The organism is Streptomyces malachitofuscus (assembly GCF_055571035.1).
The window spans coordinates 190,645-214,193 of record NZ_JBVIGA010000002.1 but is presented as its reverse complement, the minus strand read 5'-3'; the positions used below and the strand labels follow the sequence as shown (position 1 = coordinate 214,193).

The 23,549-nt window shown below is 72.8% G+C and carries 19 protein-coding genes; 10 read left to right on the top strand and 9 right to left on the bottom strand.

Going from position 1 to position 23,549, the window contains the following annotated elements:
* Window positions 1–113 precede the first annotated feature (113 nt).
* The gene (locus ACZ44S_RS03445; protein ID WP_466924115.1) at window positions 114–875 is read right to left on the bottom strand and encodes a hypothetical protein; all 762 of its coding nucleotides are present in this window, start codon (window positions 873–875) and stop codon (window positions 114–116) included.
* Between the two features lie 152 nt (window positions 876–1,027).
* Here ACZ44S_RS03445 and ggt point away from each other — a divergent pair, with 152 nt between their 5' ends.
* Window positions 1,028–2,836 carry a gamma-glutamyltransferase gene (gene ggt / locus ACZ44S_RS03440; RefSeq protein ID WP_466924112.1) on the top strand — a complete coding sequence of 603 codons (1,809 nt, stop codon included), beginning with the start codon at window positions 1,028–1,030 and terminating at the stop codon, window positions 2,834–2,836.
* A gap of 68 nt (window positions 2,837–2,904) precedes the next feature.
* On the opposite strand, the gene ACZ44S_RS03435 is transcribed toward ggt, so the two are convergent.
* The 7 genes from ACZ44S_RS03435 to map form a co-directional block, all read right to left on the bottom strand.
* Window positions 2,905–5,433 carry an ATP-dependent Clp protease ATP-binding subunit gene (locus ACZ44S_RS03435; protein WP_466924110.1) on the bottom strand — a complete coding sequence of 843 codons (2,529 nt, stop codon included), beginning with the start codon at window positions 5,431–5,433 and terminating at the stop codon, window positions 2,905–2,907.
* Between the two features lie 98 nt (window positions 5,434–5,531).
* Window positions 5,532–7,493, bottom strand: a complete 1,962-nt coding sequence (locus ACZ44S_RS03430; protein ID WP_466924108.1) for an ABC transporter ATP-binding protein — start codon at window positions 7,491–7,493, stop codon at window positions 5,532–5,534.
* The gene (locus tag ACZ44S_RS03425; RefSeq protein ID WP_466924105.1) at window positions 7,490–7,927 is read right to left on the bottom strand and encodes a lasso peptide biosynthesis B2 protein; all 438 of its coding nucleotides are present in this window, start codon (window positions 7,925–7,927) and stop codon (window positions 7,490–7,492) included. Before ACZ44S_RS03425 ends, ACZ44S_RS03430 begins: the two co-directional genes overlap by 4 nt.
* Window positions 7,924–8,178, bottom strand: coding sequence for a lasso peptide biosynthesis PqqD family chaperone (locus ACZ44S_RS03420; RefSeq protein ID WP_466924102.1), 255 nt, complete (start codon window positions 8,176–8,178; stop codon window positions 7,924–7,926). The genes ACZ44S_RS03425 and ACZ44S_RS03420 overlap by 4 nt, the downstream gene beginning before the upstream one ends.
* A 66-nt stretch (window positions 8,179–8,244) precedes the next feature.
* Entirely contained in the window at window positions 8,245–10,095 is a 1,851-nt protein-coding gene (locus tag ACZ44S_RS03415) for a lasso peptide isopeptide bond-forming cyclase (RefSeq protein ID WP_466924098.1), read from the bottom strand.
* A gap of 24 nt (window positions 10,096–10,119) precedes the next feature.
* The gene (locus ACZ44S_RS03410) at window positions 10,120–10,230 is read right to left on the bottom strand and encodes a keywimysin-related RiPP (protein WP_466924095.1); all 111 of its coding nucleotides are present in this window, start codon (window positions 10,228–10,230) and stop codon (window positions 10,120–10,122) included.
* 390 nt (window positions 10,231–10,620) lie between these two features.
* Complete coding sequence (gene map, locus ACZ44S_RS03405; protein ID WP_466924092.1) at window positions 10,621–11,397, bottom strand: type I methionyl aminopeptidase; 777 nt, start codon at window positions 11,395–11,397, stop codon at window positions 10,621–10,623.
* Between the two features lie 33 nt (window positions 11,398–11,430).
* Here map and ACZ44S_RS03400 point away from each other — a divergent pair, with 33 nt between their 5' ends.
* The 9 genes from ACZ44S_RS03400 (at window position 11,431) to ACZ44S_RS03360 (ending at window position 22,420) form a co-directional block, all read left to right on the top strand.
* Window positions 11,431–11,691, top strand: coding sequence for a helix-turn-helix domain-containing protein (locus tag ACZ44S_RS03400; protein ID WP_466924088.1), 261 nt, complete (start codon window positions 11,431–11,433; stop codon window positions 11,689–11,691).
* A 123-nt stretch (window positions 11,692–11,814) separates the two neighbouring features.
* Window positions 11,815–13,548 carry a hypothetical protein gene (locus ACZ44S_RS03395; protein WP_466924086.1) on the top strand — a complete coding sequence of 578 codons (1,734 nt, stop codon included), beginning with the start codon at window positions 11,815–11,817 and terminating at the stop codon, window positions 13,546–13,548.
* Between the two features lie 169 nt (window positions 13,549–13,717).
* Window positions 13,718–14,560 (top strand): nitrilase-related carbon-nitrogen hydrolase, encoded by an 843-nt coding sequence (locus tag ACZ44S_RS03390; RefSeq protein WP_466924084.1) that lies wholly within the window; start codon window positions 13,718–13,720, stop codon window positions 14,558–14,560.
* Window positions 14,557–15,843 carry an aspartate aminotransferase family protein gene (locus ACZ44S_RS03385; protein WP_466924082.1) on the top strand — a complete coding sequence of 429 codons (1,287 nt, stop codon included), beginning with the start codon at window positions 14,557–14,559 and terminating at the stop codon, window positions 15,841–15,843. Before ACZ44S_RS03390 ends, ACZ44S_RS03385 begins: the two co-directional genes overlap by 4 nt.
* 30 nt (window positions 15,844–15,873) lie before the next feature.
* The gene (locus ACZ44S_RS03380; protein WP_466924079.1) at window positions 15,874–17,436 is read left to right on the top strand and encodes a PucR family transcriptional regulator; all 1,563 of its coding nucleotides are present in this window, start codon (window positions 15,874–15,876) and stop codon (window positions 17,434–17,436) included.
* A 156-nt stretch (window positions 17,437–17,592) separates the two neighbouring features.
* Window positions 17,593–18,435 (top strand): nitrilase-related carbon-nitrogen hydrolase, encoded by an 843-nt coding sequence (locus ACZ44S_RS03375; RefSeq protein WP_466924077.1) that lies wholly within the window; start codon window positions 17,593–17,595, stop codon window positions 18,433–18,435.
* A 41-nt stretch (window positions 18,436–18,476) separates the two neighbouring features.
* A complete protein-coding gene (hydA, locus tag ACZ44S_RS03370) occupies window positions 18,477–19,862 on the top strand; it encodes a dihydropyrimidinase (RefSeq protein WP_466924074.1) in 1,386 nt (461 codons plus the stop codon).
* 11 nt (window positions 19,863–19,873) lie between these two features.
* Window positions 19,874–20,875: a TIGR03842 family LLM class F420-dependent oxidoreductase gene (locus tag ACZ44S_RS03365; RefSeq protein WP_466924071.1), complete on the top strand. Its 1,002-nt coding sequence runs from the start codon at window positions 19,874–19,876 to the stop codon at window positions 20,873–20,875.
* Window positions 20,876–20,899: 24 nt separating this feature from the next.
* Window positions 20,900–22,420, top strand: coding sequence for an NCS1 family nucleobase:cation symporter-1 (locus tag ACZ44S_RS03360; protein ID WP_466924069.1), 1,521 nt, complete (start codon window positions 20,900–20,902; stop codon window positions 22,418–22,420).
* Window positions 22,421–22,436: 16 nt separating this feature from the next.
* Here the strand turns inward: ACZ44S_RS03360 and ACZ44S_RS03355 are convergent, their stop codons facing one another.
* Window positions 22,437–23,276, bottom strand: a complete 840-nt coding sequence (locus ACZ44S_RS03355) for a CAP domain-containing protein (RefSeq protein ID WP_466924066.1) — start codon at window positions 23,274–23,276, stop codon at window positions 22,437–22,439.
* Window positions 23,277–23,549 lie beyond the last annotated feature (273 nt).

Below are 23,549 nucleotides of genomic sequence, written 5' to 3'. Positions count from 1 at the left end.
CCGTCCGGCGGCAGCCGGAGATCACTGCTCGCACGGCGACCCGACCCGCACGACGGGTCGTCCGCCGGCGAGGAGAAGGTCAGCTGCGCGCCGGACGGGTGGTGCCGGGCCGGTCAGTCCGCCCCCTGTGCCTTGTGGGACGCCGGAGCCGGGGCGGGCAGCGGGGTCTGGGCCGGCTTGGTCACGTCCGCGACGAGTTCGACCACATCGGGGCCGTAGGCCTGGGAGCTGACCACCTTCAGCAGCAGGACGAAGGAGTGGGACCCGTACTTGCGGGCCAGCCGCTCGTGGTTGCGGGCGAGATAGCGCGTGGCGGCCTGGTTGGTGATCGCGCGCTGGCCGCAGAACAGGAACACCGGCCGCGTCTCACGCCGTTCACCGGCCGTCAGCCGGGCCAGCAGGACGTACTCGGTGACGCCCGGTTCCATGCGGTAGCGCTCGGAGCCGATCTGGAAGGCCCCCCGGTCCGGTCCCGGCTCCGGATCGACATTGACCCGCACCCCCGGCAGCATGGCCGCCATGTGGGCGACCATTCTGCGGTTCGAGCCAGGACCGCCGACGCAGAACTCGGTCCGCTCCCCGAAGCCCTGGTGCGCCGCGTCCTGGGTGACCATCTGCACATGCGCCCCGCAGTCCTTGATCAGCGCGGAGAGTTCCAGCAGCGCGAACACGTCGAAGCGGTGCACGGCCGGTTCCGCCGTCGCCGGATCGCGGTTGACGACGAGCAGCGACTCGGAGTTCGCCGGCAGGCCGAAGAAGTTCTGCTTGCGCCGGAGCTTCCGCTTCCACAGATAGGTACGGGCGATCCAGCCCAGCGCGGCACTGATGCCCGCGGCCACCACACCCAGAACGATGTTGCGTACGTCGTCAGTCATGGGCGCGCATGCTAGCGGGCCGACGCAAACCCGTGTTCGACCGGAGTCCGCCGAGGGGCCGGGACCGCCGGTACGGCACACCCGGCGAGGTACCTGACGAGGGCATGGCGACGAACTAAGCTGCGCCGGACGGCCCTTTACCGGAGGTGCGGATGCGTCGCCCTGTCGCACGGAGTCTCGCAGTCCTGGCGGTCGGTGCCGCCGTCGTGTCGGTGGGAGCGGCCGCGCCGCCCACCGGGCACGCCCGGCCCGCCCCGCACGCCCCCAAGGTCCCGGTGGCCGTCGGCCACGGCGGCGCGGTCTCCAGCGTCGACGCCGACGCCTCCGCCGCCGGGATCGAGGTCCTGAGGAAGGGCGGCAACGCCGTCGACGCGGCCGTCGCCACAGCCGCCGCGCTCGGCGTCACCGAGCCCTACTCGGCCGGCATCGGCGGAGGCGGCTACTTCGTCTACTACGACGCCCGCTCCCGCACGGTGCACACCCTCGACGGCCGCGAAACCGCCCCGCTCACCGCCGACGCCGGACTGTTCCTGGAGAACGGGCAGCCGATCCCGTTCGCCGAGGCCGTCAGCAGCGGACTCGGGGTCGGCACCCCCGGCACGCCCGCCACCTGGCAGCGGGCGCTCGACGCATGGGGCAGACGTGGCCTCGGCACGGTCCTCAAGCCCGCCGAACGCCTCGCCCGCGAGGGTTTCACCGTCGACGGCACCTTCCGCGCGCAGACCGCCGCCAACGAGACCCGCTTCCGGTACTTCCCCGACACGGCCGAGCTGTTCCTGCCCGGCGGGAAGCTCCCGGCCGTCGGCTCCACCTTCAAGAACCCCGATCTGGCCCGCACCTACCGGGAGTTGCGCCGCAAGGGCGTCGACGCCCTGTACCGGGGCGACATCGGGCGGGACATCGTGAACACGGTCGACAAGCCGCCCGTGGACCCGGACTCCGGCTGGAACGCCCGCCCCGGCGACCTGTCCGCCCGCGATCTCGCCGCCTACCGCGCGAAGTTCCAGCCGCCCACGAAGACCTCGTACCGCGGCCTGGACGTCTACTCCATCGCGCCGTCGTCCTCCGGCGGCACCACGGTCGGCGAGGCCCTCAACATCCTGGAGCGCACCGGCCTCTCCGACGCGAGCGACGTCCGGTACCTGCACCGGTTCATCGAGGCGAGCCGCATCGCGTTCGCGGACCGGGGGCGCTGGGTCGGCGACCCCGCCTTCGAGGACGTACCGACAAGAGAACTGCTCTCCCAGCGGTACGCCGACTCCCGCGCCTGCCTCATCAGGGACGACGCGGTCCTCACCAGCCCCCTCGCCCCCGGCGACCCCCGCGACCCGCGGCCCTGCGCGACGGGCGGCGAGGCCGCGCCGGCCACGTACGAGGGCGAGAACACCACCCACCTGACCACCGCCGACCGGTGGGGCAACGTCGTCGCCTACACCCTCACGATCGAGCAGACGGGCGGCAGCGGCATCACCGTGCCCGGGCGCGGGTTCCTGCTCAACAACGAGCTGACGGACTTCTCGTTCGCCCCGGCGAACCCGGCCGTCCACGACCCGAACCTGCCCGGTCCCGGCAAGCGGCCCCGGTCGTCGATCTCACCGACGATCGTGCTCGACCGGCACGACCGGCCGGTGGTGGCGCTCGGCTCGCCCGGCGGCTCGACCATCATCACCACCGTGCTGCAGACCCTGACCGGCTTCCTGGACCGCGGGCTGCCCCTGGTCGACGCGATCGCCGCACCGCGCGCCAGCCAGCGCAACACGGCGCAGACGGACCTCGAACCCGGCCTGTACGACAGTGAGGTGCGCCGGCACCTGGAGGCCATCGGGCACTCCTTCCGCGAGAACCCGGAGATCGGCGCCGCCACGGCCGTCCAGCGGCTGCCCGGCGGCGCCTGGCTGGCGGCGGCCGAGAAGGTCCGCAGGGGCGGCGGCTCGGCGATGGTGGTCCGTCCGGCGCGCTAGGGGGCGTCGGACACCCCCTGGAAAGCCCGACGGGGCGCCCCGGATCACCCGGGCGCCCCGCGTCCGGCTCACAGCTCGGGCGCCGGCGTCTCCTGCGTACGGAACGTCAGGCGCCCGTCCTGCGCGTCCACCGTCACCCGGCCGCCCTCCCGGACCCGGCCGTCGAGGAGCAGCCGGGAGAGCTGGTTGTCCACCTCGCGCTGGATGGTGCGGCGCAGCGGCCGGGCACCGTACTCGGGCTGGTGGCCGCGCTCGGCCAGCCAGTCCACCGCCGCGTCGGTGAAGTCGACCGAGATGTCCTGGCCCTTGAGGTTGCGCCGCGTGGCCTCCAGCAACAAGTCGGTGATCTGCCGCAGTTCCTCGGCGGTCAGCTGGCGGAACACCACGATCTCGTCGATCCGGTTGAGGAACTCGGGCCGGAAGTGCTCCCGCAGCGGACGCAGGATCTGCTCGCGCCGCGCCTCCTCGTCCGCCTCCGCGCCGCCCGTCGCGAACCCCAGGGTCGCGCCGCGCCGGGTGATCGCCTCGGACCCGAGATTGCTGGTCATCACGATCACGGTGTTGGTGAAGTCCACCGTGCGGCCCTGGGAGTCGGTCAGCCGGCCGTCGTCCAGGACCTGGAGCAGGATGTTGAAGACGTCCAAGTGCGCCTTCTCCACCTCGTCCAGCAGCAGCAGCGAGTACGGGTGCCGACGCACCACCTCGGTCAGCTGCCCGGCCTCCTCGTGGCCCACGTAGCCGGGTGGGGCGCCCACCAGCCGGCTGACCGTGTGCCGCTCCTGGTACTCGCTCATGTCGAGCCGCACCATCCGGTCCTCGCTGCCGAACAGGGCCTCGGCCAGCGCCCGCGCCAGCTCCGTCTTGCCGACGCCCGTCGGTCCGAGGAACAGGAAGCTGCCGATCGGCCGGTTGGGACTGGACAGCCCCGCACGGGAGCGCAGCACGGCGTCCGAGACGACGCGTACCGCCTCCTGCTGGCCGACGACCCGCTGGTGCAGATGCCGTTCCAGGCCCAGCAGCCGGTCCTTCTCCTCCTCGGTGAGGCGGCTGACCGGGATGCCCGTCTGCCGGGCTACCACCTCGGCGATCGCCTCGGAGTCCACCCACAGGCTCTGGCCCTCGTCGACCTCGTCGTCGCCGCCGGTCTCCGCGATCCGCTGCTTCAGCTCCACGATCCGGTCCCGCAGCTGGGTGGCCTGCTCGTACTGCTCGTCGGCGACCGCCTGGTCCTTGTCGCAGGTCAGCTGCTCGACTTCGCGCTCCATCGCCCGTACGTCCGTGCCCTTGGTCCGGGACCGCAGCCGCACCCGGGCGCCCGCCTGGTCGATGAGGTCGATGGCCTTGTCCGGCAGCCGGCGGTCGCTCAGATACCGGTCGGACAGCTCGACGGCGGCCACCAGCGCCTCGTCGGTGTAGCGGACCTGGTGGTGGGCCTCGTACCGGTCCCGCAGACCGCGCAGGATCTCGACCGCGTCCGCCGGGGTCGGCTCCGGCACCATGATCGGCTGGAAGCGGCGGGCCAGCGCGGCGTCCTTCTCGATCCGGCGGTACTCCTCCAGCGTGGTCGCCCCGACGATGTGCAGCTCGCCGCGGGCGAGGGCCGGCTTGAGGATGTTGCCCGCGTCCATCGAGCCGCCCTCGCCTCCGCCTCCGGCGCCGACGACCGTGTGCAGCTCGTCGATGAAGATGATCAACTGCTCGGAGTGGGAGCGGATCTCCTCCACGATGTTGTTCATCCGCTCCTCGAAGTCGCCCCGGTAGCGGGTCCCGGCGACGACCCCCGTCAGGTCCAGGGCGACCACGCGCCGTCCGAGGAGGATGTCGGGCACGTCCCCCTCGGCGATCCGCTGGGCCAGCCCCTCCACGACGGCGGTCTTGCCGACCCCCGCGTCACCGATCAGCACCGGGTTGTTCTTGCCGCGCCGGGAGAGCACCTCGACGGTCTGCTCGATCTCCTGGTCCCGCCCGATCACCGGGTCGATGCGGCCCTCCCGGGCCAGCGAGGTGAGGTCACGGCCGTACTTGTCCAGCGTCGGGGTGCCCGTGGCGGGCCGCGGGCGCTCCGCGCGGGGCTGGGTGGCCTCCGACGCCTCCGGCGGGCCGGAGGGGGCGTAGCGGGCGGCGTTGAGGATGTGCCCGGCGGCCGAGTCGGGGTTGGCGGCGAGCGCGCTGAGCACGTGCTCGGGGCCGATGTAGCCGGCGCCGCTCGCCCGGGCCATCTCGTGGGCGTCCAGCAGGGCGCGTTTGACGGCGGGGGTCAGGGACAGCGAGGTCGGCGGCGGGGCCTCGCCCGGACTGTGCTGCACCGGGCCCGACCGGTCGTCGATCTGGGACGCCAGCGAGTCGGGGTCCGCGCCCGCCCGGCTGAGCAGGCTCCGGGTCGGCTCGGCGGAGAGGGCGGCGCGCAGCAGGTGCTGGGTGTCCAGGTCACGGCTGCCGTGCTCGGCGGCGTACTGGGCGGCGCCGCGCACCAGCTCCCGGGCGGGCTGGCTGAGGAGCCTGCCGATGTCGATCTGGCGGGGGCGCTGTCCGCCGAAGAAGCGGGCGAGGAATTCGGCGAACGGGTCACCCTCCGGGCCGACGAAACCACTCGTCATCGTCATCCGTTCCTTCGCTGGGTCGACGTGCCGGGGCCGGGTAACCCGGCCGGGGCTCGCTCATGCCCACGATGACACGATCCGTTTGGGCGGGCATGTCAGGAAGGCGACGGAGCACGGCCCGCGGAACGGCGGTCGCCCTCACGCAGCATCTGGCTCGCGGCCAGCTTCCGGTAGAGGGGGTGCGCCGCCAGCAGCTCCTCGTGCCGTCCCTGGCCGACCGTGCGGCCCCCGTCCAGGACGACGATCCGGTCGGCGTGCCGCACCGTGGACAGACGGTGGGCGACGACCAGCACGGCGCACTCCCGGGCCACCTCCTTCATCACCGCGGTCAGCGCCGCTTCGTTGATCGCGTCCAGGTGGGAGGTGGGTTCGTCGAGCAACAGCAGGGCGGGGCGGGCGAGCAGGGCCCTGGCCAGTGCCACGCGCTGGCGTTCGCCGCCGGAGAGGGTGCTCCCGCGCTCACCGACGACGGAGTCCAGGCCGCCGGGCAGCCGGCCGACCACCTCTTCGAGCCGGGCCAGTTCCACTACGCGCCAAAGTTCCCTCTCCGGGGCGTCGGGCACGGCGTAGGCGATGTTCTCCCGCAGCGTGCCGTGCATGACGTGGGTGTTCTGGTCCACGACGGCGACGCGGCGCCGGCACGCGTCGCGGCCCAGTTCACCTGCCGTCCGTCCGTCGAAGAGCACGGCACCCGCGTCCGGTTCGTAGAAGCCCGCGACCAGTGCGAAGACCGTGCTCTTCCCGGCGCCCGAGGGACCCACCAGGGCGACCTGTCCTCGCGGGCCGACGGAGAAGGACACGCCTCGCAGGACGGGCCGGTCCGGTTCGTAGCCGAAGTGGACGTCGTCGAGCGCGAGGGCGGGCGACTCGCCGGGCGTGCCCGGCGCCCGGGGGCGGGCCGGTGCGGCGGCCGGTCCGGTGTGCTCGACGGGCAGGCGCATCGCCTCCTGGACCCGCCGGTGGGCGCCCGTACCGCGCTGGATCCGGCCCACCGCGTCGAACAGCGAGGCCAGCGGAAGAACGAGGTACGAGGCGTACAGCAGGAAGGCGACGAGGTCACCCAGGGAGCCCGTCCGTCCGCCCGCACGCAGGCCACCGACGACCAGGACGAGGAGGAAGGAGCCCTGGACGGCGAGCTCGACGGCGGGACCCATCACGGAGGCGAGCTTGGCGGTGCGCACGCCCGCGTCGTGGGCCTCGGCCACCCGGGTCCCGACGCGGGCCGACTCCCGCGCCTCGGCGCGGTGCACCCGGACCATGGGGAGCGCGCCCAGCGCTCGCTCCAGGTCGGCGGCGATGGCACCGATCGCGTGCTGCATGCGTTCCGAGGCGCACCGGATCGCCTTGAGCAGCGAGGTGACGACACCGGCCGCGACGGCAACGGTCAGCACGACGAGGAGCAGCAGCAGCGGGTCGAGCAACGCCATCAGGACCAGGGCTCCGACGGCGACGATGCTCCCGGTCACCAGGTCGGCCAGGGCCTGGGAGACGACCTCGCGCAGAAGGGCCGTGTCGGCGGTGACGCGCGAGACGAGGTCGCCGCCGCGGTGACGGTCGTACTCGCGCATCTCCAGCCGGAGCAGCCGGTCGACCAGGCCGAGACGGAGCTGTCGCACGACGCCCTCGCCCGTGCGCTCCAGCAGGAACCGGCCCACGGAGCCGGTGGCGGCCTCGGCGACGAACAGCGCGCCGAGCAGCCCCAGCAGCGGCCAGACCACCTGACCGCGGCCGCTCGCGTCCACGGCCTCCCGGGCCACGAGTGGCTGGGCGAGCCCCAAGGCGGAGCCCGCGAGGGTCAGCAGTACGGCCAGACCGATGGCCCGCCGGTGTCCGGCGGTGAGGCCGTACAGCGTACGAACCGCCGCCCGGGTGGACCGGTCCCCGCCCGAGCCCGTCGGGAGCCCGGCGTCCCCGGCCCGCCGCCCGTCCCCGCCCGGGGCGCCGGCCCGCTGTTCCCCGTCTCCGCCCGGGGCACCACTCGACGCCCCGGCACGCGAGGGGCCGTCGGCCGGCCGGTCGGGGCGCGTCGGGTCGGGGAGTGCGAGGTCGCCGGTCATCGGGAAGGCGGCCGGGAGACGGGTTCCACGGAGACCAGCCGGGCGAAGTAGCCGTCGGGCAAGCCTTCGCCCACGGGGTGCCCCTCGGCCTCGATCCAGGCGTGCGCGGTGAAGGGCGGCACGACACGGACCCCGGCGCACCAGGTCGGCCACGTCCCCCGCAGCCGGCACAGCAGTGCGGCACCCAGGGAGCGCGGCAGGCACCCCTTCGGTCCGGCGCAGCGCAGGCTGACGCTGCACAGTGCGTCGCGCGCGGCCCGCGCCTGTACGGCGGTGGCCGGCGCCGCGCCGCGCCGCAGCACGCCCAGCACGGCACGGATACGGCGCGGCGGCAGCAGGGTGAGCACCACGGCGGGCACCAGGACCAGCCGGGCGGCCAGTCGGTGCCCGAGCGGCACACCGGTGGGGCGCTCCAGCGCGCTGGGCGTCGTCATGAGGCCAGCCCCGCCTCGCGCAGGCCCCCGACGAGTGCCTCGACGTCCCGCAGTGCCTGGGCGCGTTCGATGTCGAACTCGCGGACCAGGGCGGCGGCCGCGTCGGAGATCTCGCCGCCGTCCAGCAGCGTCCGTACCACCAGGGTGGCGGTGGGGTTCAACTCCCAGTAGGAACCGGCCCGTTCGTCCAGGAGCACGGTGCCGTAGTCGGTTTCGGCCGTGGAGACGTGTGCGTCGAAACGCAGGGGCATGGCATCGCCTTTCTGCGCCGTGGGCAGGACCGCACGGCCGCGAAGGGCCCCGGGTCACGGGGCGGACTACGGGATACGGGTGCCGCCACGGCTGCGGGCCTGCCCGCGCAGCCACACCTCCGCGGCGATCGTCGAGTAGAGGATGGCGTCGGACAGCCCCGGGGAGGCCGGCCGCAGGGCGAGACGGCGCAGTTCGGCGGTGTCCACCAGGCCCATCCGCGCCAGGCGGGAGTCCTCCCAGAGCGCCAGCAGGTCGGCGCGGTTCTCGCGCAGTCCGTTGGCGGCGTCCATGGAGGCCGCGGCCTTGTTCGTCCTGCGCAGGCACGGTTCGGGGACCACCCCGCTCATCGCGGCGGTCAGCAGCGGTTTGTACCGGAACGGTGTGACACGCTCGGCCGGGCGTACGGCGAGGCACGCCTCGATGACCCGGTCGTCGAAGAAGGGCGAGGCCATGGGCAGACCGGCCCGGGCCGCCATGTGGTCCCACTGCCGGATGACGCGGGTGGTCACCCGGATCTGTTCCAGGTCCGCGTGCATGCCCCGGTCGGGATGCAGGGGTGCGGCCGACTCCGCGGCGTCGAGCAGTGCTCGACGCGCCAGCCGCTCGGCGTCGGCGGTCACCCAGCCGAACAGGCGGGGGGCCACGCTCCAGCCGAGTCCCGAGGAAACGGAGGACGGGCCCGGCGCGCGCAGCCGGCCGGCGGCGTCGGCGAGCCACTTCCCGTACGGCCGTGTGTCCGCCAGGGCGCGGACGGTGCCACCGAGCGGCCACTGCCACAGCGCCCGGAACCCGCGCAGATGCCGCAGGGCGTGCAGCGGGCGGGTGCGCAGCAGTCGGTGGTAGTAGGCCTCGGCGCACCAGGTCACGTGGTCGCCCCCGATGCCGGTCAGGTGCACACGGCTGCCCCGCGCGGCGAGTTCGGGCAGGTGGTGCAGGGCCCGGGCGCGGTCCATGACACCGACGGTGGGCTCGTCCAGCATGTCGTCGATCTGCAGCAGATCGTCGTAGACGAGGGGCGAGGCGTCCGCGTCCCAGACCAGGTGCTCGATGTCCGGGAGGTACCGGGCGGCCTGCTCGGCCCAGTACAGGTCGGTGTCCGCGGGGTCGCGTCCCGGCCAGGTGGAGGCCACCACGCGGGCGGGGGAGCGGTCGGCGAGGAAACAGACGGAGGTGGAGTCCAGCCCGCCGGACAGGTCGCAGCTGACCACACCGCCGCGCCGGGTCCGTGCGCCGACGGCTTCTTCCAGCGCCGCCCGCACCGGGCCGGTCCCCTCGGCCAGCGGCACGTCCGGCTCCGGTGGCGTCCACCAGCGGGTGTGCCGTGCGGTGCGCCCGTCGGGTGCGACGGTCACCGCCTCGTGCGGAGGTACGGCGGTGACCGCGGGCCACAGGGACGTCTCGTAGAGCGGATACGGGACGGGCCACATCAGCCGGACGGCCAGTTCCGCGGGATCCGGATCGAGGTTCAGTGCGTCGGCGAGTACGTCGGCACGGGTGGCGACGACCCGCGTACCGGCGATCTTCGCGTGGAAGACCAGCCGCAGGCCCGAGGCCGTGCCCTGGACGCGGATCCTCCCGCCGAGGGCGGCCACGAGGTGGAAGCTGCCGGGGAGGCTGCGGGCCAGCGTGCCGACCTCCGCGAGGTCGCGCAACCGCGCTGCCTTGCGCCGCAGTTCGTCCTCCTCCACGGGACAGCACCCGATGACGGCCAGGGCAGTGTCCTTGGCGCGTACCGTGACGGACTCGTCGTCGTGCCAGTGGCCGACCAGCCAGGGCCGGCCCGAGGGATGGTTCACGGTCCGGAGGTCCGGCCGGGCGAAGGAGCGGGCCACGGCGGCCGCGTCCTCGCTGTCGGTGAAGACCGCGAAGTGCGCGTCGCCGGGGCCCGTCCCCGCACGTGCGTGCAGTGGTGTCATGACGTCGGGTCGTTGCCGCGTCCGTCAGTTCTTGCTGAAGATCAGCCGGTCGTTGCCGCTCTTCAGCAGGAGCCCGGTCTCCTTCCGGAACGTCCCGAGACGGACGAGGGTCGGCGCTTCGTATGCCTTCTTCATGACTCTCCTCGCGTGCCGATGGCTCTGCACCACTCCCCTCGTCGACGTGTCCGTGGCTCATCGGGAGCCCCGGTCGAGGAGCGGCGCGGCACCCAGCTAGCGCCAGAACCGGCGGGCAGGGCAAGAAGGTGGAAAAAAATAGGACTATGTGGAAACAGTCGAGGATTCCGTTTGCCGCCGGCCCGATCCCCTCCTCGCTGCGGGTGCGCGTGTGTGCGAATGCGTCGGGTGCTCGTGAGCAGAAACGTTTTCACCTTCACTGCAACGCCGGACTGCTTACCCGGCGCATCGGGCCTGACGCGAGCGCGGGAGGGAGCCACCGGGGCGCGTTCGAGGAACGTCACCGCGCAACACTGCTTCCGCTTCGTGCGAGGTGAAGGGGGTCCGGTCTCACGCGGTGTGGCGGGCCGTCAGTACGCGCGGTCCGTTCTCCGTGATCGCCACCGTGTGTTCCGCGTGCGCCGCGCGCGAGCCGTCGTCGGTGCGCAGGGTCCAGCCGTCCGGCGCGGCGTGATACGTGTCCGTGCCGCCGCCGATCAGCATGGGTTCGATCGCGAGGCACATGCCGTGCCGCAGGGGCATGCCCCTGCCCGGACGACCCTCGTTCGGCACCGGCGGGTCCTCGTGCATGCGGCGGCCGATGCCGTGGCCGCCGTAGTCCTCCATGATCCCGTAGCCGGCCCCGCGGCACACCGTGCCGATGGCGTGGGCGATGTCGCCGATGCGGTTGCCGACGACGGCGGCCTCGCTGCCCGCCGCGAGCGCCCGCTCGGTGGTCTCGATCAGGCGCAGATCGGCCGGGCGTGGCGTGCCCACGGTGAAGCTGATCGCCGAGTCCCCGGCCCAGCCGCCCAGCTGGGCGCCGCAGTCGATGGAGACCAGGTCCCCGTCGCGCAGCCGGTATCCGTCCGGGATGCCGTGCACGATGGCGTCGTTCACGGACGCGCAGATCACCGCGGGGAACGGGGTCGGGGCGAAGGACGGCCGGTAGCCCAGGAAGGGTGAGGTCGCACCCGCCGCGCGCAGCACGTCCCGCGCCACCTCGTCGAGTTCGAGCAGGGCGACGCCCACGTCGGCGGTCTTCCGTACGGCCGTCAGCGCGCTCGCGACGACCTGGCCGGCCTCGTACATGGCATCGATCGATGTGTCGGTCTTGAGTTCCACCATGCCAATTACTATACCGGTATTAGAATGGTCCGCATGGTGCGCACCCCCTTGACCCCCGAAGAGCGCGAACGCGGCGAGCGGCTCGGCCGGCTGCTGCGCGAGACGCGCGGCGACCGCAGCATGGCGGAGGTCGCGGCGCGCGCCGGGATCTCCCCGGAGACCCTCCGGAAGATCGAGACCGGGAGGGCGCCGACCCCGGCGTTCTTCACCGTGGCCGCGCTGGCCGGCGCGCTCGGGCTGTCGATGGACGCGCTGGCGGAGCGCTGCGCGCCGGACACGTCCATCGCCGCCTGAGCTCCGTCCGTCCGGGCCCGGGCACGGGGTTCGCATCCCGCCGGAAAACTCTCCGTAGCGCCGCTGTAACACGACGGGTGTTGCCTACGGAGCTGAGTACTCCGGATCTGGCGGGAGTTGACTATGGCGGCGGAGCGACTCCCGGACGCGGTCCGGGAGTTCACGGACTACCTGCGGGATCTGCTGGCGAGCCTGGACCGGTACGGCGGCTGGTGCCTGGTGTTCTGGCAGCGGGACCCCGACGGCATGCGGGCGTGCCTCGAAGGGCGCGAGCCCCCGCCCTGGGACGTGCTGGAGTCCCTGCTCCAGGACCTCGCCACCGCGTACGGCCCCGGAGCCGCCGAGGCCGAGACACCGACGGCCCGCGCCCTGCACACGGCCGCGCTGGAGGCGTACGACGCCCGGCGCGGTGCCCGGGAAGCCCTGAGCGACCGGCTCGACGTCATGCTGCGCGAACAGCGGTACGCGGCGGAGCGCCGGACGGAACTGACGCGCCGGCTGGCCGCAGCGGCGACCCGCGAGGAGGCCGGCGCGCTGCGCACCGACCTCGCCTGGGCCGAGGACGACCACGCGCGCGCCACCGCGCGGTGCGCCGAGATCCACGCCCGCCTGGCCGCCGTCGACCACCGCGCCCGGTCGACGGGACACCCGCGCGGGCGGTACGCCGATCTCCACCCGGCCCCCGGCGCCCAGGGAGGGGCGAGGCATGCCCCCGGTGAGGACGGCGTGCCGGATGCCTTCCGTCCGGCGCCCCCGCGACCCGGCCACGAACCCGTTCCGACCCCCGCCCCGACGCCGACCGGATACGGCTCCGACTCCGCCGGCCGGGCAGCTCCTGCGCGGGGGCGGGACCGGCGCGAGGGCGGCGTGGCGGAGTCGGCCCGGGGCGGGGGTGCGGAAGACCGGAACGTCGGTGGCTCCGGCTCGGGGGACGGGCCTGGGGCTTCTGTGGCGGGTTGGGGTGTCGGCGAGGGGGTCGCGGGGGAGTCGGCGCGGGGTGCGGGGGGCGGGGACGTCGGTGGCCCCGGACCGGGGGATGCGGTGCGCGGTGTGGGAAGTGGGCAGGCCGCCGCTGTCCCCGGCCCGCCGGAGGCCGCACGGGCCGCCGGGGGCGGGCAGGCGGGTTCCAAGGGGCGGAAGCGCCGTCGGGGAGGGGCGCGCTTCGCCGGGGTGGCGGACGACGAGGGGAGCGGCCCCGTAGTCGTACCGCCCGCCGCCGTGCCGAGCCTTCCGGCCGCCCCCGCCGCCTCGCGCGGCGCGCGGTTCGCGGGAGGCGCCGAACCGGAAGCGGTCGAGGAGCCCCGGCCCGAGCTGCGCCCCGGCCCGGCGGACCGGCAGGCGGCCGGCCGGGTCGTGGCCGCCCTCGCGCGCCTGCGGCGCGAGGCGCGCGGCGGGGAGGCGCACGCACTGCTGACCGAGACCGCGTACGCGCCCGCCGTGCGCTTCCCACTGCTCGCCGACGAGATGCGGCGGGCCGGACTCGGCGCCGACTGGGCGACGCTGTTGTGGGAGGCCGCCGCCTCGCTGCCCACCGACCGGCTCGTCGCCGTCGCCGGGGCCCTCTCCGCGGCCGGCCGCGCGCAGGACGCCGAGCAGGTCCTGCGGCAGGGCGTCGTCCGGCCCGCCGACGAGATCGGCCGGGCGGTGCTCACCCTGACCGCCGGGACGCGGCACCGCGAGGCGCGGGCGCTGCTCGACGCCTGCGTGCGGACCCGCACCCCCGAGGACGCCGCCCGCACGGCCGCCCCGGACCCGCACCGTCTCGTCCCGCTGCTCCTGACCGCCGCACAGGGCGTGTCCGACGAGCGGCACCGGGACCTGCTGCACGCGCTCCGCGTCGCGGGATTAGCCGCCTGACCGGCGGCCGGCGGCCGGACCGACTCACCCACCGGGGTGTCAAACACGATCGACTCCACGGCCTCGACGACGATGGTCTTGGCAAGGCCGTCCGAGAGGCTTACGTTCGTCCCTCTACGACCGTTTCTACGGGCGTAGAGGCGCTGACGTCGCGTCGAAGGAGCAGCTCATGACCCACGTCGTACGTGCCGCTCTGGTCCAGGCGACCTGGACCGGCGACACCGAGTCCATGCTGGCGAAACACGAGGAGCACGCCCGCGAGGCGGCCCGGCGGGGCGCGAAGGTCATCGGGTTCCAGGAGGTGTTCAACGCCCCCTACTTCTGCCAGGTCCAGGACCCCGAGCACTACCGCTGGGCCGAACCCGTCCCCGACGGCCCGACCACCCGGCGGATGCAGGCGCTCGCCCGGGAGACCGGCATGGTGGTCGTCGTGCCGGTGTTCGAGATCGAGCAGTCGGGCCACTACTACAACACCGCCGCGGTGATCGACGCCGACGGCACCGTCCTCGGCAAGTACCGCAAGCACCACATCCCGCAGGTGAAGGGCTTCTGGGAGAAGTTCTACTTCCGGCCGGGCAACCTCGGCTGGCCCGTCTTCGACACCGCCGTGGGCAAGGTCGGCGTCTACATCTGCTACGACCGCCACTTCCCCGAGGGCTGGCGGCAGCTCGGCCTCAACGGCGCCCAGCTGGTCTACAACCCGTCCGCCACCCACCGGGGCCTGTCGTCCCACCTCTGGCGGCTGGAGCAGCCGGCCGCGGCCGTCGCCAACGAGTACTTCGTCGCCGCGATCAACCGCGTGGGCGTGGAGGAGTACGGGGACAACGACTTCTACGGCACGAGCTACTTCGTCGACCCGCGCGGACAGTTCGTCGGCGACGTCGCCAGCGACAGCAAGGAGGAACTCGTGGTACGCGACCTGGACTTCGACCTCATCGAAGAGGTGCGGCAGCAGTGGGCCTTCTACCGCGACCGCCGCCCCGACGCCTACGAGGGGCTGGTGCGGCCGTGACCGACGACCTGCTGGGCCGCCACCGCTCCGTGCTCCCCGACTGGCTCGCCCTCTACTACGAGCAGCCCCTCGAGATCACCCACGGCGAGGGACGCCACGTCTGGGACTCCGAGGGCAACCGCTACCTCGACTTCTTCGGCGGCATCCTCACCACCATGACCGCCCACGCGCTCCCCGAGATCACCAAGGCGGTGAGCGAACAAGCCGGGCGGATCGTCCACTCCTCCACCCTCTACCTCAACCGGCCGATGGTGGAACTGGCCGAGCGCATCGCCAAGCTGAGCGGCATCCCGGACGCCCGGGTCTTCTTCACCACCTCCGGCACCGAGGCCAACGACACCGCCCTGCTGCTCGCCACCACCTACCGGCGCAGCAACACGATCCTGGCCATGCGCAACAGCTACCACGGCCGCTCCTTCAGCTCCGTCGGGATCACCGGCAACCGCGGCTGGTCCCCGACCTCGCTGTCCCCGCTCCAGACGCTGTACGTGCACGGCGGCGTGCGCACCCGGGGCCCGTTCGCCGCACTCGACGACTACGACTTCGTCGCGGCCTGCGTCGACGACCTCAAGGACCTCCTCGGCCACACCCGTCCGCCCGCCGCGCTGATCGCCGAACCGATCCAGGGCGTCGGCGGCTTCACCTCCCCGCCCGACGGGCTGTACGCGGCCTTCCGCGAGGTGCTCCACGAGCGGGGCGTCCTGTGGATCGCCGACGAGGTGCAGACCGGCTGGGGCCGCACCGGCGAGCACTTCTGGGGCTGGCAGGCACACGGCCGCGGCGGACCGCCCGACATGCTCACCTTTGCCAAAGGCATCGGCAACGGCATGTCCATCGGCGGGGTCGTCGCCCGCTCCGAGATCATGAACTGCCTGGACGCCAACAGCATCTCGACGTTCGGCGGCACCCAGATCACCATGGCGGCGGGCCTGGCCAACCTCAACTACCTGCTGGAGCACGACCTCCAGGGCAACGCCCGCCGGGTCGGCGGCCTGCTCATCGAGCGGCTGCGGGCCGTCGCCGCCCAGGTGCCCGCCGTACGGGAGGTGCGCGGACGCGGGCTGATGATCGGGATCGAGCTGAGCCGGCCCGGCACCGACGAGGCCGACCCCGAGGCGGCCTCCGCCGTCCTGGAAGCGGCCCGCGAGGGCGGCCTGCTCATCGGCAAGGGCGGCGGGCACAACACCAGCGCGTTGCGCATCGCCCCGCCGCTGTCCCTCAACGTCGCGGAGGCCGAGGAGGGCGCGGACATCCTCGAACGCGCCCTGCGGAGCATCCGGTAGGAGCGGTACACCGAGCAGAAGGACGCTGCCATGACGACCTGGGAGGCATCCGCACCGGCCCTGTCGGTCCGGCAGGTCCTCGCCCTGGAGCGGGTGCTCGCCGGGGAGCCCGAGGTGGTGGCGGGCGCGGGACGGCTGGACCGCCCGGTGCGCTGGGTGCACGTCGCCGAGGCGGCCGACGTCGGGGTGATGCTCAGCGGCGGCGAGATGGTGCTCACCACCGGGGTGCTGCTCGCCGGTGACGAGGAGAAGCAGGCCGAGTACGTCCGCTCCATGCACCGCGCAGAGGCGTCCGCGGTGGTCCTCGGCCTCGGCCGCGCCTTCCCGTCCCCGCCGGAGGCCATGCGGCGGGTGGCGGAGCGGTGCGGCATGCCCCTCGTGGTCCTCCACCGGCCCTTCCCCTTCGCCCAGTTGACCGAGGAGGTGCAGTCCCGGCTGGTACGGCGCAAGTTCGCCGCCGTGAGCCTCTCCGAGGCCGTCCGCACCGAACTCACCGCGCTGATCACCGCCGGCGCCCCGCTGCAGCGCCTGCTCGACGAGGTGGCCCGGCACAGCGGCTGCCCCGTCGTCGTCACCAACCTCGCCCACCGCGTCCTCGGCACGGCGGGCGAGCGGCCGGCCGTGGACGACGTCCTGCGCGACTGGGAACGCATCGCCCGGCAGGCCGGCCGCGGCGAGGGCGAGGGCTGGGTCCGCGCCGAGCTCGGCGGGCGGGGCGAGCGGTGGGGCCGTATCGTGCTGTGCGGCTACCGGGGCGACACCGCCACCGGGCGGCTGCTCGCCGGCCGCGCCGCCGAGGCCCTCGTGCTGCACCGCATGCTCGGCGGCACCACCGCCTGCTCCTGGGAGGAACAGTCCGCACAGAGCCTGCTGACCGACCTGGTCAGCGGCGTCGTGCCGGCGAGACAACTGCTGCCCCGGGCGCGCGCGGCCGGGCTGCCGGTGAACCGGCGCACCTTCGTGCCGCTCGTCGTACGGGGCCCAGGCGCCGCCCGGCTGGACCGCGTACTGCGCCTGCTGGGGCTCCCCGGCATCGCCGCGGAACTCGGCGACACGGCGACCGCCGTGCTGCTGAGCCTCGCCCGCGACCAGGACGCCGACGCCCTCACCGGCCACTTCGCCGCCCGGCTGCGCGCCGAGCAGGGAGCCGGGCCCGCGGTGGTGGCGGCGGCCGGCGCCCGCACCGACTTCGACGACGTGCCCGCCGGACTGCGCGAGGCCCGGCATGTGGCCGACGCCGTGGCGGACTCCGCCGCCGCACTGGACCTGCCGCCCGTGGTCCGGCTCCGGGATGTCCATCTCCGTGGTCTGATCCGGCTGTTGCGGGACGATCCCCAGGTGCAGTCCTTCGCGGAGCGGGAGTTGGACGGTCTGCTGGGCGACCCGGCCGAAGATCTGCTGTCCGTGCTGCGCACCTACCTCGCCACCGGCCGCAACAAGTCCCGCACCGCGCAGCTCCACCATGTCTCCCGGCCCGCGCTCTACCGCCGGCTGGAGGCGATACAGACCCGGCTGGGCGTGGACCTCGACGACTTCGAACAGGCCGCCTCGGTCCACATCGCGCTCCTCGCACACGACGCGCAACAGCGCTGAAACACGCGACCCACCTGCGACAACGGCGGTGACACATGGGATCGTCGACGGGTGACACGATGACACGCCGCACCCCGGCAGACGTGACACGGTGCAACTCACAGCAGGCTCGTCCCCTCCCTAGGCTCGCCGCACACCGAGCGACCGGAGGTCCCGATGAGTCCGATGATCCGTGCCGCCGTCTTCCAGACCGCCTGGACCGGCGACAAGGAGTCGATGATCCAGGTCCACGAGCAGGCCGCCCGCGACGCCGCCGCCCAGGGCGCCCAAGTGCTCTGCTTCCAGGAACTGTTCTACGGGCCGTACTTCTGCCAGGTGCAGGACCCGGCGTTCTACGAGTACGCCGAACGCATCCCGGACGGGCCCGTCGTCCGGCGCTTCCAGTCCCTGGCACGGGAGTTGGGGATCGTCCTCGTACTGCCGATGTACGAGGAGGAACAGCCCGGAGTCCTCTACAACACGGCCGCCGTGATCGACGCCGACGGCACCTACCTCGGCAAGTACCGCAAGACGCACATCCCCCAGGTCAAGGGCTTCTGGGAGAAGTTCTACTTCCGTCCCGGCAACAGCGGCTGGCCCGTCTTCGACACCAAGGCCGGCCGGATCGGCGTCTACATCTGCTACGACCGCCACTTCCCCGAGGGCTGGCGCGCGCTCGGCCTCGCGGGCGCCGAGATCGTCTTCAACCCCTCGGCCACCTCACGCGGCCTCTCCGGCTACCTCTGGCAACTGGAACAGCCGGCGGCGGCCGTCGCCAACGAGTACTTCGTCGGCGCCATCAACCGGGTGGGCGTGGAGGAGTACGGGGACAACGACTTCTACGGCACGAGCTACTTCGTGGACCCGGAGGCCCAGTTCGTCGGCGAGCCGGCGAGCGACAAGGAGACGGAACTCGTCGTCCGCGACCTGGACATGGCCAAGCTCAGGGAGGTCCGCGACCGCTGGCAGTTCTACCGGGACCGCGCCCCGGGCGCCTACGGCCCCCTGACGGCACCCTAAGGACCGCACAACCGGCACCCACCCACCGCGAGGAGCGACCAATGAGCCGGACATTGATCCACGGCGGCCTCGTCATCACCGCCTCCGACGAGATCCACGCCGACGTCCTCATCGAGGACGGCCGCATCGCCGCCGTGGGCGCCGCAGGCGTCCTCACGGCCGACCGCACCATGGACGCCACCGGCAAGTACGTCATCCCGGGCGGCGTCGACGCCCACACCCACATGGAGCTGCCGTTCGGCGGCACCTTCGCCTCCGACACCTTCGAGACCGGCACCCGGGCCGCCGCCTGGGGCGGTACCACCACGATCGTCGACTTCGCCGTGCAGGGCGTCGGCCGCTCCCTGCGCGAGGGGCTGGACGCCTGGCACGCCAAGGCGGAGGGCAACTGCGCGATCGACTACGGCTTCCACATGATCGTCTCCGATGTGAACCAGGAGACGCTGAAGGAGATGGACCTGCTGGTCGAGGAGGGCGTGACCAGCTTCAAGCAGTTCATGGCGTACCCGGGGGTCTTCTACTCCGACGACGGCCAGATCCTGCGCGCCATGCAGCGCTCCGCCGACAACGGCGGGCTGATCATGATGCACGCCGAGAACGGCATCGCGATCGACGTGCTGGTCGAGCAGGCCCTGGCACGCGGCGAGACCGACCCACGCTTCCACGGCGAGGTGCGCAAGGCGCTGCTCGAGGCCGAGGCCACCCACCGCGCCATCCGGCTCGCCCAGGTGGCCGGCGCCCCGCTGTACGTCGTCCACGTCTCCGCCACCGAGGCGGTGGCCGAGCTGGCCCGGGCCCGCGACGAGGGCCTGAACGTCTTCGGGGAGACCTGCCCGCAGTATCTGTTCCTGTCCACCGACAACCTCGCCGAGCCGGACTTCGAGGGCGCCAAGTACGTGTGCAGCACCCCGCTGCGGCCCAAGGAGCACCAGGCGGCGCTGTGGCGGGGCCTGCGCACCAACGACCTCCAGGTGGTCTCCACCGACCACTGCCCCTTCTGCTTCACCGGCCAGAAGGAACTCGGCCGCGGCGACTTCTCCAGGATCCCCAACGGTCTGCCGGGCGTGGAGAACCGCATGGACCTGCTCCACCAGGCCGTCGTCGACGGACACATCTCCCGCCGGCGCTGGATCGAGATCGCCTGCGCGACCCCGGCCCGCATGTTCGGTCTGTATCCGAAGAAGGGCACCATCGCGCCGGGCGCCGACGCCGACGTCGTGATCTACGACCCCGGCGCCGAGCAGGTCGTCTCCGCCGAGACCCACCACATGAACGTCGACTACTCGGCCTACGAGGGCAAACGGATCACCGGCCGCGTCGAGACCGTCCTCTCACGCGGAGTCCCCGTCATCACCGAGCGCGAGTACACCGGGCGCGCCGGGCACGGCGTGTACACCCCGCGTTCCACCTGTCAGTACCTCACCTAGGAGCCCTGCCCATGGACTTCGGACTCGTCCTGCAGACCGACCCGCCGGCGTCGCGGGTGGTCGGCCTGATGAAGCGCGCCGAGCGCAACGGCTTCACCCACGGCTGGACCTTCGACTCCGCCGTGCTGTGGCAGGAACCCTTCGTCATCTACAGCCAGATCCTGGCCAACACCACGAAGCTGAAGGTCGGCCCGATGGTCACCAACCCGGGCACCCGCACCTGGGAGGTCACCGCCTCCACCTTCGCCACCCTCAACGACATGTTCGGAAACCGCACCGTCTGCGGCATCGGACGCGGCGACTCCGCGATGCGCGTCGCCGGACGCAAACCCAACACCCTGGCCCGCCTCGGCGAGGCCATCGGTGTGATCCGGGACCTCGCCGAGGGCCGGGAGACCGAGGTCGACGGACAGCCGCTGCGGCTTCCGTGGGTGCGGGAGGGGAAGCTGCCCGTCTGGATGGCGGCGTACGGACCCAAGGCGCTCGCCCTCGCCGGGCGGAAGGCCGACGGGTTCATCCTCCAGCTCGCCGACCCGTTTCTCACGGAGTGGATGGTGAAGGCGGTGCGCGCCGCCGCCGTGGAGGCCGGGCGTGATCCCGCGTCCGTCACCATCTGCGTAGCCGCCCCCGCGTACGTCGGCGACGACCTGGCGCACGCCCGTGAGCAGTGCCGCTGGTTCGGCGGAATGGTCGGCAACCACGTCGCCGACCTGGTCGCCCGCTACGGCGAGCACTCCGACCTGGTCCCCGAGGCGCTGACGGCGTACATCAAGGAACGGCACGGCTACGACTACAGCCACCACGGACGGGCCGGCAACCCGTCCACGGACTTCGTGCCCGACGAGATCGTCGACCGGTTCTGCCTGCTCGGCCCGGCCGAGGCGCACATCGAGAAGCTGAAGGCGCTGCGCGACCTGGGCGTGGACCAGTTCGCCGTCTACGACATGCACGACGCGCAGGAAACGACGATCGACGCGTACGGCGCGGAGATCATCCCGGCACTCAACCGCTGACCGGTACCACCGAAGGACCCGCCCATGACCGCGACCGTCCCGCCCGTGCCGTCCGAGAACCCCATACCCGACCCGGCGGGACGCGTCGAGCTCCCGCCGGGCGTCGCCCTGACCGACGGCCGCTTCGTCAACGACGACCTGCTGCCGGTGCCGCTGGCCCGCCGCCGCTGGACGACGTACAACTTCACCGCCCTGTGGGTGGGGATGGCGCACAACATCCCCTCCTGGCTGCTCGCCTCCGGTCTCGTCGCCCTGGGCATGGACTGGAAGCAGGCCGTGTTCACCATCGCGCTGGCCAACGTCATCGTGCTCGCGCCGATGCTGCTGACCGGTCACGCCGGCCCCAAGTACGGCATCCCGTTCCCCGTGCTGGCCCGGGCCTCGTTCGGGCTGCGCGGCGCCAACCTGCCGGCGATGATCCGGGCCGCGGTGGCCTGTGCCTGGTTCGGCATCCAGACCTGGATCGGCGGCCAGGGCATCTTCGTCCTCCTCGGCAAGCTCTTCGGCGGCTGGGCCGAGGCGTCGGAGGTCGGCGGGCAGCCGTGGACGCTGTGGGTGTGCTTCGTGCTGTTCTGGGCGCTGGAACTCGCCATCATCTACCGGGGGATGGAGACCCTGCGCCGGTTCGAGAACTGGGCCGCCCCGTTCGTGATCGTCGGCGCGCTGGTGCTGCTGGCCTGGATCGCGAACAAGGCGGGCGGCCTCGGACCGCTCCTCGACCAGCCCTCGCAGCTCGGCTGGGGCGCGGACTTCTGGCCGGTGTTCTTCCCGTCCCTGATGGGCATGATCGCCTTCTGGTCGACCCTGAGCCTGAACATTCCCGACTTCACCCGCTTCGGCGCGGGCCAGCGCGCCCAGGTGTGGGGCCAGACCCTCGGACTGCCCACGACGATGACCCTGTTCGCGCTGCTGTCCGTGTTCGTCACGTCGGGCTCGCAGGCGGTGTACGGGGCCCCGGTGTGGGACCCCGTCGCACTCGCCGGGCGGACGGACAACGTCTTCGGGCTGCTCTTCGCCCTGGTGACGGTGCTCGTCGCCACCATCTCGGTGAACATCGCGGCCAACGTGGTCTCACCCGCGTACGACCTGGCGAACCTGGCGCCCCGGTTCATCACCTTCCGCACCGGCGCCCTGGTCACCGGTGTCGTCGGCGTGCTGATCATGCCGTGGAAGCTCACCGAGACGCCCGAGCTGTACATCTTCACCTGGCTGGGTCTCGTCGGCGGACTCCTCGGCACCGTCGCCGGCATCCTCATCGCCGACTACTGGCTGGTCCGCCGCACCGCCCTGGACCTGCCCGACCTGTACACCCCCGGCGGACGCTACTGGTACACCTCGGGCTGGAACCTGCGCGCCGTCGCCGCCTTCCTGACCGGCGGGGTGCTCGCGGTCGGCGGCTCCCACTCGGCCCCCGGCAAGGGACCCTTCCCACAGGACGGGCTGATCCCCTTCCTGAAGCCCCTCGCGGACTACGGCTGGGCGGTGGGCCTGGCCGCGTCGCTCGTGGTGTACGTCGCGCTGATGGCCCGGCACCGCCGCGTGTGAGCGTGCGTACGGTGACTCAGCGGGCCGTGCCGAAGTCCTGGGTCCAGTAGGACCCGGGCTGGGCGAGGCCGACGCCGATCTCCTTGAACGCGCAGTTGAGGATGTTCGCCTTGTGGCCGGGGCTGGTCATCCAGCCCTGCATCACCTGCTCCGGGGTGGAGTAGCCGTAGGCGACGTTCTCGCCGTAGGTGCTCCAGCTGTAGCCGGCGCGGGTGATGCGGTCGCCGGGGGAGGAGCCGTCGGAGCCGGTGTGCGACATGGTGCCGCTCGCCGCCATGTCCTCGCTGTGGTTCTGCGCGGCCTCGGTCAGGGTGGCGTTCACCTTCACCGGGGAGCAGCCCGCCTTGCCGCGTTCGGCGTTGACGAGTTCCACGACCCTGGCGACCGCGCCGGAGGCCTGGGCGCCGCCCGTCGGGGCGGCGGGGCTCGAGGCGGTGGCGGAGGGCTTGGGAGCGGCCGTGGTGGGCTTCGGGGCGGCCGTGGTGGGCTTGGGGGCCGCGGTGGTCGGCTTGGCGGCGGGCGCCTCGGGGGCCGTCGTCTTCTTCTCCGGCTTGTGCGACTTCTCGGCGCCGCGCTTCGCCGTGCCGGGCTTCGAGGGGCTGGGGGTGGCGGCCGGTGTGTCCGACGGTGCCGCCGACGGCCGGCGGTGCTGCTGGCTGCTCCACTGGCGGTACCAGTCGGGACCGTCCCACCGGTCGCGGTCCGCGACCGAGGCGGCGGTGTCCCGGTCCTGCCGTTCCTCACCGCCGGGCCAGTCCGTACAGGCCATGGCGACCGAGGGTATGCCTATGACGCCGATGGCGACTGCCGCGACGACCGTGCGGCGGTACTGCTGCTGATGGCGGTGCTTTCCCATGAGTGACCTCACCCCTGCTGTCCGGAGGCTGGTCATTCTTCGGACGGCCCGGCGCCGGGCGCAAAGGGCTCTTCTCCTACCGGGCTTCGTAGCTCCACAGGGGTCTTGCGGCGGGCCGGGGAGCGTGCCGACCTCCTGGTGAGGGGCTCCTCGGGACGTCTGCCATTCCGTCAGAAAGCCTCATGCGGCGAAGAAGGCGAAGCCTGCGGCTCCCCGCCCGGTCACCACCCGTTCCGGCCCGGCACCCTTCCCCGGCAAGCCGGACAAGTCCCC

What these genes read in the sequence shown, in the direction of transcription:
- ACZ44S_RS03415 (WP_466924098.1), bottom strand. Translation starts at nt 10,095, where the DNA reads ATGACACCACTGCACGCACGTGCGGGGACGGGCCCCGGCGACGCGCAC.
- ACZ44S_RS03420 (WP_466924102.1), bottom strand. Translation starts at nt 8,178, where the DNA reads ATGCCCCTGCGTTTCGACGCACACGTCTCCACGGCCGAAACCGACTAC.
- ACZ44S_RS03425 (WP_466924105.1), bottom strand. Translation starts at nt 7,927, where the DNA reads ATGACGACGCCCAGCGCGCTGGAGCGCCCCACCGGTGTGCCGCTCGGG.
- ACZ44S_RS03375 (WP_466924077.1), top strand. Translation starts at nt 17,593, where the DNA reads ATGAGTCCGATGATCCGTGCCGCCGTCTTCCAGACCGCCTGGACCGGC.
- map (WP_466924092.1), bottom strand. Translation starts at nt 11,397, where the DNA reads ATGGTGGAACTCAAGACCGACACATCGATCGATGCCATGTACGAGGCC.
- ACZ44S_RS03395 (WP_466924086.1), top strand. Translation starts at nt 11,815, where the DNA reads ATGGCGGCGGAGCGACTCCCGGACGCGGTCCGGGAGTTCACGGACTAC.
- ACZ44S_RS03400 (WP_466924088.1), top strand. Translation starts at nt 11,431, where the DNA reads ATGGTGCGCACCCCCTTGACCCCCGAAGAGCGCGAACGCGGCGAGCGG.
- ACZ44S_RS03380 (WP_466924079.1), top strand. Translation starts at nt 15,874, where the DNA reads ATGACGACCTGGGAGGCATCCGCACCGGCCCTGTCGGTCCGGCAGGTC.
- hydA (WP_466924074.1), top strand. Translation starts at nt 18,477, where the DNA reads ATGAGCCGGACATTGATCCACGGCGGCCTCGTCATCACCGCCTCCGAC.
- ACZ44S_RS03360 (WP_466924069.1), top strand. Translation starts at nt 20,900, where the DNA reads ATGACCGCGACCGTCCCGCCCGTGCCGTCCGAGAACCCCATACCCGAC.
- ACZ44S_RS03435 (WP_466924110.1), bottom strand. Translation starts at nt 5,433, where the DNA reads ATGACGAGTGGTTTCGTCGGCCCGGAGGGTGACCCGTTCGCCGAATTC.
- ACZ44S_RS03445 (WP_466924115.1), bottom strand. Translation starts at nt 875, where the DNA reads ATGACTGACGACGTACGCAACATCGTTCTGGGTGTGGTGGCCGCGGGC.
- ACZ44S_RS03355 (WP_466924066.1), bottom strand. Translation starts at nt 23,276, where the DNA reads ATGGGAAAGCACCGCCATCAGCAGCAGTACCGCCGCACGGTCGTCGCG.
- ACZ44S_RS03365 (WP_466924071.1), top strand. Translation starts at nt 19,874, where the DNA reads ATGGACTTCGGACTCGTCCTGCAGACCGACCCGCCGGCGTCGCGGGTG.
- ggt (WP_466924112.1), top strand. Translation starts at nt 1,028, where the DNA reads ATGCGTCGCCCTGTCGCACGGAGTCTCGCAGTCCTGGCGGTCGGTGCC.
- ACZ44S_RS03410 (WP_466924095.1), bottom strand. Translation starts at nt 10,230, where the DNA reads ATGAAGAAGGCATACGAAGCGCCGACCCTCGTCCGTCTCGGGACGTTC.
- ACZ44S_RS03390 (WP_466924084.1), top strand. Translation starts at nt 13,718, where the DNA reads ATGACCCACGTCGTACGTGCCGCTCTGGTCCAGGCGACCTGGACCGGC.
- ACZ44S_RS03430 (WP_466924108.1), bottom strand. Translation starts at nt 7,493, where the DNA reads ATGACCGGCGACCTCGCACTCCCCGACCCGACGCGCCCCGACCGGCCG.